The organism is Candidatus Thiothrix sulfatifontis (assembly GCA_022828425.1).
Lineage (GTDB): Bacteria > Pseudomonadota > Gammaproteobacteria > Thiotrichales > Thiotrichaceae > Thiothrix > Thiothrix sulfatifontis.
In genome coordinates, this window is record CP094685.1 from 2,902,442 (window position 1) to 2,914,333 (window position 11,892).

Annotated in this window: 11 protein-coding genes; 5 read left to right on the forward strand and 6 right to left on the reverse strand. The window is 52.7% G+C overall.

Going from position 1 to position 11,892, the window contains the following annotated elements; genetic code table 11:
* Positions 1–12 precede the first annotated feature (12 nt).
* The 3 genes from phoU to phoR are packed head-to-tail and all read left to right on the forward strand — an operon-like array spanning position 13 to position 2,729.
* Positions 13–723, forward strand: a complete 711-nt coding sequence (gene phoU / locus L3K52_14400) for a phosphate signaling complex protein PhoU (protein UOG91378.1) — start codon at positions 13–15, stop codon at positions 721–723.
* 9 nt (positions 724–732) lie between these two features.
* Positions 733–1,434: a phosphate regulon transcriptional regulator PhoB gene (gene phoB / locus L3K52_14405; protein UOG91379.1), complete on the forward strand. Its 702-nt coding sequence runs from the start codon at positions 733–735 to the stop codon at positions 1,432–1,434.
* On the forward strand, positions 1,434–2,729 hold the full coding sequence (gene phoR, locus L3K52_14410; GenBank protein UOG91380.1) for a phosphate regulon sensor histidine kinase PhoR: 1,296 nt from the start codon (positions 1,434–1,436) through the stop codon (positions 2,727–2,729). The genes phoB and phoR overlap by 1 nt, the downstream gene beginning before the upstream one ends.
* Before the next feature lie 71 nt (positions 2,730–2,800).
* On the opposite strand, the gene L3K52_14415 is transcribed toward phoR, so the two are convergent.
* Positions 2,801–3,529 (reverse strand): UDP-2,3-diacylglucosamine diphosphatase, encoded by a 729-nt coding sequence (locus L3K52_14415; GenBank protein UOG91381.1) that lies wholly within the window; start codon positions 3,527–3,529, stop codon positions 2,801–2,803.
* Positions 3,530–3,652: 123 nt separating this feature from the next.
* Between L3K52_14415 and L3K52_14420 the strand changes: the two genes are divergently transcribed.
* Entirely contained in the window at positions 3,653–4,402 is a 750-nt protein-coding gene (locus tag L3K52_14420) for a proteasome-type protease (protein UOG91382.1), read from the forward strand.
* Here the strand turns inward: L3K52_14420 and L3K52_14425 are convergent.
* The 4 genes from L3K52_14425 to L3K52_14440 all read right to left on the reverse strand — a co-directional run bounded on the left by L3K52_14425 (position 4,388) and on the right by L3K52_14440 (position 9,208).
* Positions 4,388–5,380 carry a putative zinc-binding peptidase gene (locus L3K52_14425; GenBank protein UOG91383.1) on the reverse strand — a complete coding sequence of 331 codons (993 nt, stop codon included), beginning with the start codon at positions 5,378–5,380 and terminating at the stop codon, positions 4,388–4,390. The genes L3K52_14420 and L3K52_14425 overlap by 15 nt on opposite strands.
* A 98-nt stretch (positions 5,381–5,478) precedes the next feature.
* Complete coding sequence (locus L3K52_14430; protein UOG91384.1) at positions 5,479–7,353, reverse strand: KUP/HAK/KT family potassium transporter; 1,875 nt, start codon at positions 7,351–7,353, stop codon at positions 5,479–5,481.
* 14 nt (positions 7,354–7,367) lie between these two features.
* The gene (locus L3K52_14435; GenBank protein ID UOG91385.1) at positions 7,368–8,060 is read right to left on the reverse strand and encodes a response regulator; all 693 of its coding nucleotides are present in this window, start codon (positions 8,058–8,060) and stop codon (positions 7,368–7,370) included.
* A complete protein-coding gene (locus L3K52_14440; GenBank protein ID UOG91386.1) occupies positions 8,057–9,208 on the reverse strand; it encodes a DUF4118 domain-containing protein in 1,152 nt (383 codons plus the stop codon). The genes L3K52_14435 and L3K52_14440 overlap by 4 nt, the downstream gene beginning before the upstream one ends.
* Positions 9,209–9,357: 149 nt before the next feature.
* Here L3K52_14440 and L3K52_14445 point away from each other — a divergent pair, with 149 nt between their 5' ends.
* Positions 9,358–11,043 carry an ATP-binding protein gene (locus L3K52_14445; protein UOG91387.1) on the forward strand — a complete coding sequence of 562 codons (1,686 nt, stop codon included), beginning with the start codon at positions 9,358–9,360 and terminating at the stop codon, positions 11,041–11,043.
* Positions 11,044–11,197: 154 nt separating this feature from the next.
* On the opposite strand, the gene L3K52_14450 is transcribed toward L3K52_14445, so the two are convergent.
* On the reverse strand, positions 11,198–11,890 hold the full coding sequence (locus L3K52_14450; protein ID UOG91388.1) for a Fic family protein: 693 nt from the start codon (positions 11,888–11,890) through the stop codon (positions 11,198–11,200).
* Positions 11,891–11,892: the final 2 nt, after the last annotated feature.

Sequence of the window (11,892 nt, forward strand, 5' to 3'; positions counted from 1 at the left end):
GATATGGAAGACATGAACACAACGCAACACACGTCGCAAAAATACAATAGCGAGTTGGAAGAAGCTCGCAGTAAGTTGATGACAATGGGTGGCTTGGTCGAAAGTCAAGTCATCAACGCCATCAAAGCGCTGTTGGAACGCGACAGTGCCTTAGGCGAGAAAGTCGCGTATTCCGACCATGAAATCAACGCAATGGAAATCGCCCTCGATGAACATTGCGCCGAAATCATTGCGCGGCGTCAACCCACTGCTGGTGACTTGCGCTTGCTGATCACCATTATCAAAGTCATCACTGACCTTGAGCGTATTGGTGATGAAGCCGAAAAAGTCGGGCGCTATGCTGTGGAAATGGCAGAAACCCCGACCTATGGCGATTTGTACAATTCCCTGCGCCATCTGAGTGAACACGTTAAAACCATGTTGAGTGACACACTGGACGCACTGGCGCGTCTGGATGTTGCCCAAGCCATGCAAGTGGTGAAAAACGACCAGCAAGTCGATGACGAATTTGATGCCATTTCACGTCAGTTGTTCACTCGCATGATGGAAGACCCGCGCTATATCAAAGACAGCCTGAATGTCACTTGGTGTGCGCGGTCACTGGAGCGGATCGGCGATCACAGCAAAAACATTTGCGAATACGTGATCTATCTGGTGAAAGGCAAAGACGTGCGCCACACCAATTTAGACAATATCCGCGAAACACTGCTAATGGGTGATTAAGTTACCCGCATGAAGAAACGCATTCTGTGCATTGAAGACGAAGCCGCGATTCGTTCCATGATCCGCTTTTCATTAGAGCGGGAAGGTTTCACGGTACAAGAAGCCGCTGATGCGCGGACGGCGCGTGATATGGCAGCAGACCAGTCGCCCGACTTAATGTTGGTCGACTGGATGCTGCCCGATCTTTCTGGTCCCGAACTCATTCGACGTTTTCGCAGCGACCCGCTGACCCGCGACATTCCGATCATTATGCTCACCGCCAAAAGCGAAGAGGATGACATGATTCACGGGCTGGATGCCGGTGCAGATGATTACCTGATCAAACCCGTTTCACTCAAATCGCTGAGTGCGCGAATCAAAGCCTTATTGCGGCGCACCGACGGTTTCGACGAACAGCGGGTGATCAACGCCGGACGCTTGCAACTCAACCAAAATGCGCACCAATTGCGCATTGATGGCACACCCGTGCATCTCGGCACGACCGAATACCGCCTGCTGGAATTTTTCATGCAGCACCCCGAAAAAGTCTATTCCCGTGCTCAATTGCTGGATTTTGTCTGGGGTCAAAATACCTATATCGAAGAACGCACCGTTGATGTGCATGTGCTACGTTTACGCAAAACATTAAAGACCTACGCCGCTGATAACGTGATTCAAACGGTGCGGGGTGCAGGTTATTTATTCAGTGCAGTCGAATCGACAGGTGATTGATGCCCAATAATTATTGGAGTGTAGAACGCTACCGCTTGGCTATCGTGATAGGCGGCGGTTTTCTGCTCGCATGGTTAACGCCTTACCCGTTCCCCCTCATGGTGCTGATCCTGCTAGGTTACATTGGCTGGATGCTGCACAAACTCTATCAACTGCAACGCTGGCTGACCAACGGGCAAAAACCCGAAGAAATGCCCGACAGTGATGGTGCGTGGGAACAAATTGCGTATTTGTTCCAAAAATCCCAACAAAAAAGCCTGGAACGTAAACGCAAGCAGCAAGAATTGCTGACACGTTTTGATAACGTCCTTTCCGCTTTGCCCGATGCAGCGGTGTTACTGGATGCCGATAATCACATTCAGTGGGCTAACAAATCAGCAGCGAAATTGCTTAATATCCGCGATACGGTTGATCGGGGTAAGCGCGTGGATACGTTGCTGCGTCACCCCGAACTGCATAAATTGCTGGAAGAAAACAGCGACCGCAAAATCACGTTTCCCTCATTGCGCAACAGCAACCTGACGTTGCGAGCGCGATTATTGCCGTTGCAAGGCGGCTCGCGGGTCTTGAGTGTGCGCGATATTAGCGAAGGCATACAGTTGCAAAAAACCCGTAAAGCGTTCATTGCTAACGCTTCGCACGAATTGCGCACACCACTGACCGTATTAACCGGCTACATCGAATTATTTGAGCAAGACCCGGAATTGCCCGAATACTTGCAATCACCGCTGCAACAATCCCGCGAACAAGCCGCGCGGATGCAGCAAATCATCAGCGACATGCTGGCCTTGTCCCGGCTGGAAAGTCAGGAAACCACCCCGCTAATGGGCAATCGGGTCGATGTGCCTGCGATGTTGGAAAGCAGTATTCAAGCGATCAGCGACACTTTAGCCAGCGATACGCACTGGCTGGAAACCCAAATCGAACCCGATTTGTGCGTGTGCGGTTCCGAAAAAGACATCCATAGCGTCATTACTAATCTGCTGGCCAATGCGGTAAAACACACCCCTGCGGGCACCACCATCCGTATTCATTGGGAAAGCAACGACGACGGTCAAGCGTGCTTGAGTATCATCGACAACGGCCCTGGCATTCCTGAGAAGCACTTGCCGCACTTGACCGAACGCTTTTACCGCGTGGATGAAGGGCGTTCGCGTGCCAGCGGCGGCACAGGCTTGGGCTTGGCGATTGTGAAGCATGTGATGCAATGGCATAACGGCAAGCTGACGATTACCAGCAAGCCGGGGAATACCGAGTTCAAAGCGTGTTTTCCAGCGAAACGGGTGTTGGATTAAGCTGAAGATAATCACTCATGCCACTGGCGAAGCAAGCTGACATCCAGCCCTTCCTCACGGAAGATGTATCATTAACACTCCAATGTCATGCTGTCGGCATCCACACGCAAAAAACTGCCTTTGGCTTCGTGCCAGTCGCCCAATACTACCCGCTGTGCTGGCAAACTATCCAGCACGAAATCGTGTACAGCAGGGCGGTGGGTATGCCCGTGAATCATCCGCGTGACCCCCGCTGCCCGCAACCTGGCTTCCACCGCTGGCTGATTCACATCCAGAATCGCCTCCGCTTTGCCCTGCATACTCATCCGGCTTTGCGCCCGCATCGCTTCCGCTTGACGGATACGTTCTGCTAAGGGCAAGGCAAGAAATTGCTGCTGCCATTGCGGGTTACGGAACAGCTTACGAACCTGCTGGTATTCGACATCATCGGTACACAGGGTATCGCCGTGCAATAACAAGGTAGGCGTGCCGTACAGGTCGATGAGATGCTGTTCGGGCAGCAAGGTGCAGCCTGTCACTTCAGCAAATTGCGCTCCCACCAAAAAATCGCGGTTGCCGTGTTGGAAATACAATTTCACCCCACTACCGCTCACCTGCCGCAAACCGGACACCACCGGCTGCAACACTGCCGCCTCCGGCGTCGCTAAGGCATCATCGCCGACCCAATATTCAAACAGATCACCCAGGATATAGAGCGCATCCGCCCTGCCCTCAATCTGTTTCAATAAATCGAGCAGCAACCGAATGGCGCCGGGGCGGGTAGCATCTAAATGCAAATCGGCAATAAACCAGCTTGACATACGCATCATTCATCCTGAAAACCGTTATTATCATCGTAAAGTCGCAAACAATATCAATGGAACATTGACCTATCCCAAAGAGTCTAATAAGTTATCTTCACCTCAACTACCCCACGAACTGACATGACATATTGTATCGGTATTTCTCTCGATGAGGGGCTTGTTTTAACCTCTGACTCACGCACGAATGCGGGCATTGATCATGTCAGCACTTACAGTAAGATGCACCGCTGCGTCACTACCCCGGATCGCTGCTTAGTGATCATGAGTGCGGGTAATCTCGCCACCACGCAAGGGGTGATTCAACAAATTCGGCGCGACGTTTCAGAAGGCTTACCCCGTAATATCAACACTTTAGGCTATCTGGCAGATGTTGCTGAATACTTGGGCGATGTGCTGGTCAATCGGATTCGCAAGCACACCGAACAAACCGGCTTTGTGCCCGATGCCACGCTGATTCTCGGTGGACAAATTCAAGGGCGCAACCCCAATATCTACATGATTTACCCGCAAGGCAATTACATTACCTCTTCGGCGGATACACCGTATTTGCAAATTGGTGAAAGTAAATACGGCAAACCCGTGCTAGACAGGTTTATTATGCGCGATGCCTCGCTGGAAGACGCGGCGATTTGCTCCCTGATTTCCATGGATTCCACCATGAAAAGCAATGCCAGCGTGGGGCCACCGATTGAAGTGTTAATTTATAAACGCGATGAATTCACTGCCCCCAAACACTACAAGTTTGAGGCCGAAGACCCGTATTTACTCCAAATTCGCCACGAATGGGCCAATCAATTGAACCGGGCTTTCCGCTCCATGCCGCGCTTGGAAGTTCACACCAAACCGGATAGCACCCTACATACCTTCTGAACCCGTGACCAGTTGGTGAATAAAGCGCAGTTTCACAATAACCTGCCGCGATAAGGTGAAGGGGTAAGCATCTGGCTGCCCCATGCTGCGGTTGAGTGCATTCATGGTGCGCGACAGTTGCCGCCATTCCTGCATCAATAAATGAAAACCGCTAGGGTCAACGGTTTCGCGGTGAATTAAGCCAAAACTGGTGGCGGTTTCCAGCGTATCCATAATGTGCAAATAGTGCGCCCAAGTTTCCGCCCAATCCTCCCAAGGATGCGAACTGGCATACGCGCTAATGTGGCGTTTTTCCCATTGCGGCAGTGGGCCGTGAGCGTAGTAACAGTCCAAGGATTCGCGGTAATTTTCTTCGCCCCCGAACAAATTGCGGAAACGCGGGTACCATGCGGAATCCCGCACCAATTTATCCCAATAATAATGCCCGCTTTCATGGCGCAAATGCCCCAGTACAGTACGGTAACGCTCGTTCAATTGTTCGCGTGCCGTGACCCGGTGCGCTTCGTCTGCTTCCACGACATGCAAGGTAATCACACCGCTTTTGTGCCCCGTGTAGACCACCCTTTTTTTCACCAGCGGGTTGGTGCGCTGATCTTCCAAGAAATCAAAGACAATGCCGCAAGCGGGATCGTGTTCGCGCCCCACCAATGGCAAGCCTAAGGTAATCAAGGAATACACCAAGCGCCGTTTGGCGCGTTCCAATACCGTCCAACGTTGCACATTGATGGGAATATTCTGTGCAGGAACGGTGCGCGTCAAGCGGCACGAATAGCACTGCTTGTGCTTGTCAGCGAATGGCAATAACCAATTGCAGCCCACCGAATGCTCACGCAGCGAGCATCCCCGCAGGTGCGGCGCACGGTTTAGTACCACCATTTCCAACGTATCCGGGTTAAACCCTAATGACCTGCCGCAGCACGAACATTCTTTGTCTTCAAACAAAACTTCCTGACCACAAATACAGTGGAAACGCTTCATAAATTACCAGTCACCCACTTGTACAAAAGACTATGCAGGGTAACACATGTAGCCCTTTATTGGTGCATCATCTGTTTGCGTGTACCCGTGGGTTTCCGCTATAAAGTTACCTGCGTTCCTATTTCCACCACCTGATCCGATGGCAAATTAAAGTAGGTGGCGGCACTTTCCGACTGACGCATCATCCAGCCAAACAGCGCACAGCGCCAATACGGTAATACCCCTTCGCAATCCACAATCGCGGTACGTGCCACAAAAAACGTGGTGCTATCCGCAGGCAATGCCAATTGGTAATTGACCGTCCCCTGCAATGCCTTACCCAAATCCGGGTCTTCGCGGAAACCAAAGCGTACATTTACGCTGTAAATCCCCGGTGCAAGCCCCGTCACGGTCAGGCGTTCCTCTTCCGGGATGTAGGGGATTTCCTCATTATCCACATGCAGGAACACAATCTGCTCGTGCATCACCTTGTAATGCTTAATGTTATAAAACAAGCGGCTAGGCACAAGATTCGGGTTGGAAGCCAGATACACCGCAGTCCCAGCCACACGCGGAATCTCGCGGTGTGGGTCGGCGACAAATTTGCGCATGGTCACATTGATCTTGCGCCGATGTTCCGCAATCAACTCGCTGCCTGTCTTCCAGGTTGTCAGCAAAGTAAAAATGACCAATCCCAGTAAAATCGGCAACCACCCGCCATGCCCGATTTTGCTCAGGTTGGAGCTGAAGAACATGATTTCAAACACAATTGCCACCAGCACGCAGGCAATAATCGCCTTGCGCAAGCGTTGGTTGGGGCGAGCCAATGCCACCAGCAAAATCAACACGCTGGTAATAATCATCGTGCCCGACACGGCAATCCCGTAAGCCGCCGCCAAGCCGCTGGACGAGCCAAACCCCAATACCAGCAGGATAACTCCCAGCAACATCAACCAGTTGACGCTGGCAATGTAAATTTGCCCCTGTTCCGAATCCGAGGTGTGCTGCACCCGAATGCGCGGTAAATAGCCCAAGCGCGTCGCTTGCTGGGTAATTGAATACGCCCCGGAAATCGTGGCTTGCGAAGCAATCACGGTTGCCATCGTCGCTAATACCACCAACGGCACAAGCAAGCCATCCGGCGCGAGAAAATAGAACGGGTTCTGCGTCATCGTCGGGTCACGCATCACCAATGCGCCTTGCCCAAAATAATTCAGCGTCAAGGCAGGCCACACCAAGCCATACCACGCCAAGCGGATGGGTTTTGCGCCAAAATGCCCCATGTCGGCATACAGTGCTTCACCGCCGGTCAACGCCAGAAACACAGCGGAGAGCAATACAAACGCAGCAACCGGGTGATGGAGGGTAAAGTCCAGCGCGTACAAGGGGTTCAAGGCTTGCAACACCTCTGGCGTTTGCAAAATGCTGCTAATGCCCAGTGTCCCCAAACTCACAAACCACACCACCGTAATCGGGCCAAACAAGATCCCCACTTTCGCCGTGCCGAATCGCTGGATCAGGAACAGGCTGATTAAAATGCCCAAGGTAATCGGGATAATCAGGTGTTCAAACTGTGGGGTTGCCACGCTAATGCCTTCTATTGCCGACAATACCGAAATCGCGGGGGTAATAATCGCATCGCCGTAAAACAATGCAGCCGCAAACACCCCGATCAGTGCCACCGCTTTTGACCACTGCGGCAGGGTACGGCGCGTATGCCGATGCGCAAGGGCTTGCAAAGCCAGTACGCCGCCTTCGCCCTTATTGTCGAAGCGCAAGACCAGCCACACGTATTTGAGCGAAATAATCAGGGTAATCGCCCAAAACAGTGCCGACAGCGTAGCCAGCACATTCGCGTGGCTGGGTTCTAGCCCATGCGTAAAGGCTTCTTTGAAGGCATACAGCGGGCTAGTGCCAATGTCGCCGTAAACAATGCCCAAGGCGGCTAGGGTCAATGCCCCCAGCTTTTGTTTGGGAACGTGGGAGTTAGTCATATCAGGATTCCTTCCTACAATTGAAAACGGTAGCCAATGCCGGTTTCGGTCAGTAAATGGCGGGGTTGGCTGGGGTCATTTTCGAGTTTCTGGCGCAAATGCCCGACGTATACGCGCAGGTAGTGGTTGCTTTCCACATAGGTGCTGCCCCACACCTCGCGCAGCAAATGGCGGTGGGTCATGACCCGTCCGGCATTCAGTAGCAGCAGGCTTAACAGGTGAAACTCAATCGGGGTAATGCGCACAGCTTCCCCGCGACGGCGCACCTGGCGTTGTGATAAATCCACTTCAATATCACCGAAGTGAATCAGCGGGCTGGCGGTTTCCGGGTTGAACTGGCTGCGGCGCAACAGGGCGCGTACCCGTGCCAGCAATTCGCCGGTCGAAAACGGTTTGCTGAGGTAATCGTCAGCACCCGCATCCAATGCCTTGATTTTGTCTTGGTCGGCACTGCGGGCAGACAGCACCAACACCGGCAGTTTTGACCAAGTGCGCAAGGTCTGAATGAGTTGCACGCCGTCACCATCGGGTAGCCCCAAGTCCAGAATGAGCATGTCCAACCGTTGGGTGCGGATGTCCTGCAAGCCTTGTGCGCAAGTACCTGCTTCGGTGACTTGGTAGGCTTCGCTTTCCAAGGCGGTGCGGACGAAACGGCGGATGTGCTGTTCGTCTTCCACCACCAGAATATGGCTGATGGCTGTGGTCATGGGGTATTGCCTGTGGGGTGGAAGGGTTCGGGTTCGATGATCGGCGGTGTGCCGAGGGGCAGGTGAAAGCAGATACACCCGCCACCTTGCGTTGGGTTGCTGGCAGCAATATCGCCATCGTGCGCTTCGATAATCGCACGACAAATGCTTAAGCCCAGCCCTACGCCGGGGATGGTGGATTCGTGGTTGCCGCGTTCAAACAGCTCGAAGACTTGATTCAGTTTGTCAGCCGGAAAGCCTTCACCGGGGTTGCACACGCAAATTTCTACCTGTGTGGGCAGTAGCTTGGCGGTGATTTGCAGAGTGGAATCGGCAGGTGAATACTTCGCGGCATTTTCCAGCAAGTTGCAAAACACCCGTTCCATGAGGATGGCATCGAATTCCAGCAAGGGCAAATCGGTGGGCAGGCTGACTTTAACGGGGTGATGGCGCAGGGCGACTTTGAGCAGCTTGGTGCTTGCGCCGATGACTTCTTCCAGCGGCTGCCATTCCTTGCGGAATTTCATGCCGCCTGCTTGCAGCCGTGCCATTTCCAGCAAATTGCTGACCATGCTATTGAGGTGCAAAGCTTGGTCGCGGATGGCGGTAATGGTTTCTTGTGTGTCGGGCGGCAGCGGCGGTTTGCTCAGTTTTAGGGATTCTGCCAGCCCGTACAGCGAGGTGAGCGGGGTGCGGATGTCGTGCGAGAGCGCAGAGAGAATGGTGTTGCGCAAGCGTTCCGAGAGCATTTGCATCCGCGCTTCGTGGGCGACTTTTTCGAGTTCGTACAGGCTCAGGGCTTGCTGTTCGCGGGTGTTGGCATCGGTGGCTTGCTGGCGTAATCCGGCGGTCAGGTGGGTAATGATGAGGGCAACGATCAGCATGACGGCAAAGGTGACGAGGTATTGGGCGTGGGCAACCGAGAGCGACCAATGCGGTGGCACAAAAAAGAAATCGAAGGCAATCACGTTGCAAAACGCGGTGAGGATAGCGGGGCGACGACCCAGCTTGACCGCTACCAGTGCCACGGTCAGCAAAAACAGCATGGCGGTATTGGCTAAATCGAGATGGTTATGCAGCGGCAGTGCCAGCAGGGTGGTGATGCCAACCGCCAGCAATGCCAATAAATGCCGTTGCCATAAAGGGCGGGCTTCCAATCCATTTTTCATGTGACACCAGATTCACAGTGGGGCTATGGCGCGAAGTCTGGCAGTTTGGAGATAAAAATGGTGTAGAAATTTGTCGCCAAGGTTTGCCCCTTAGAGAATGTGCTAAACTGCTACCGACAACAGCGGCAATCAATCCAGCGAGCAACCCGATGCAAATCCCCTACGGTCTCAGCAATTTCAAACAAGTCATCACTGACGACTATGTTTATATCGACAAGACTGATTACATCGCCAAACTGGAAGCGGCAGGTCGCCACCTTGTGTTGCTACGCCCGCGCCGTTTCGGTAAAAGTTTGCTGCTATCGGCATTGGAATACTATTACGATGTGGGTTATCAAGATGATTTTGATGCGATTTTCTCCGAACTCTACATCGGAAAGCACCCCACGCCGTTAAAAAGCAGCTATCAAGTGCTGTTTATGGAATTTAGCGGGATTGCCACTGAACAAGGTTTCGAGCCACTGTATCGCGATTTTGAGCGCGAAGTGGCGCAAGCATTGCAAAAATGTCTCAGTCGCTACGGTTATCCAGAGAGCGCTATCGCTGCGATTGAGCGTGAGCCATCCCCGCAGTCGATGATGAAATATTTCTTTCGGGTAACTGCCGGACAAAAAATTCTGTTGTTGATCGACGAATATGACCACTTTGCCAACTCTATTCTGGCACGCGATTTAAGCTTGTTCCAAAGCATTGTGGGTAAAGGCGGCTTTGTGCGTAGCTTTTACGAAACCATCAAAACCGCTACCCAACGCGGCGCAATTGACCGTTTGTTTATCACGGGTGTCACGCCCATCATGCTCGATAGCATGACCAGTGGCTTTAATATCGGTAAAAATATCTCCCTTGATGAAGACTTTAATCAGGCGGTCGGTTTTACCAAAGCGGAAACTGCGGGTCTGTTGCAAGCGTTGGTGGCGTCTTGCCAACTCGATGCCGATACACTCATGAGCGACATCACCGCTTGGTACAACGGCTACCGTTTTCATGTGAATGCGCCTGAAACCGTCTACAACCCGGATATGGTGCTGTATTTTATTGACCGCTTTGACCAGCGGCGATGTGAATACCCGGCACAAATGCTGGATGACAATATCGCCTCGGATTACGGCAAAATTCTGGGTATGTTCAGTATCGGCGACCGTGATACCAATTTTGCGGTACTGGATGAATTGATTAGCACGGGCGAAGTGAGCGCGGAACAACGCCGCCAATTCGACTTTGAAAAAGGCTTTGATCGTGACGATTTTATCAGCTTGCTGGCGTATATGGGGTTCGTGACCTTGCAACGCAAAACGCCGTTTGGCGAGGTGTTTTGCATTCCCAACCATGTGATCCGCGAGTTGTATTACCAGTATTTCAAGGTCGAGTTGGAGCGCCGCAACCAGATGAGCATTTCTACCCAAGCCTTGCGGTTGGCGGTGGAAGCCTTGGCGGTACGTGACGACATGCAGCCGTTGGTGGCGGAAATGACGCGGGCATTGCAATTGCTTTCCAACCGCGACGCAATGGGCATGGACGAGAAGCACATCAAGGTACTGTTGCTGACCTTGCTCTACCAAGTGCCGGTGTATTTCATCCAAAGCGAGCGCGAAATCAACCGCAAATACCCCGACATCCTGCTGTTGGAACGCAACCCGATTGTGCTACCCCGCCAGCATTTGATCGAACTGAAATACAGCAAAAAGACCGATAAGGATTGGGCAGCGAAGCGGCAGGAAGGTATCGAGCAAGTGCAAGGCTATTTGCAGTTGCCGGAGATTGCACGCTTGCCGAAGTTGTCGGCGTGGTTGCTGGTGAGCGATGGGGTGAAGGTGGAAGTGGTGAAGGTGGTTTAAGCTCTCTGCGTAGCTAACGTTGTGGGTGCGAGTGCGGTAGCGTAATGACCTTCGATGACGATCTGGTGGCTGAACTCGATCAGGTTGTTCAGGAAAACCATACCAACCGTTTCAGGCTGTCAGCTTTGCCTTGAGTTTGAATGGTTTTGATTAATCATGCCTCGCGCATAATCCGCAGCACCCGCTCATCCATGCACGAACGCATAAACGCATTCATCGCGGTTTCATCACCCGAATCATAAAACGCCAGCATCAAGGTGTTGAATTCCAGTTGGCGTTTGGCGGGTAAATTGATCGCGGGATAGCCGTGTTGGAGCAAATGCCCGTTCATCATAAAACGCCCCATGCGCTTGTTCACGTCGTAGAAAAACTGGCAACGCGCCATCGTTAGGAAGATGTGAATGGCTTGGTCGTAAATGTCGTCGATGTGGGCAAGGTCGGCAACCATTGCCTCGAAACGGGCGGGTAATTCGGCGACGGGTGGCGGCATGTAATCTGTTCCCGCGATGAATACCCCGCCGGAGCGGAAGCGTCCCCATTCTAATGCTTCTTCTTTGCCCGCAGCAGCGTGGAGTGCGCAGGCTTTTTCGGCGGAAACGGTGAATTCGCCGCGTTCGAGCCAGCTAAACAACAGCCGCCATGCGTTGCCTTGGTTGACGGTGATTTGCTGGTCGGAAAGTTTGTGTCCGCCCACCGTGATGCCATCCAGTAGGGTTTGGACTTCTGGCAAGGTCATGTTGATGCCTTCCAGATTGACCGCATCGCAGACGAATTCGCTGAGTTGGCGTTTTGCCAGCATTAGGGCGGTGGCGGGGTTGGGGGGGATTTGCCAGTGGAGGTCTTGCATGG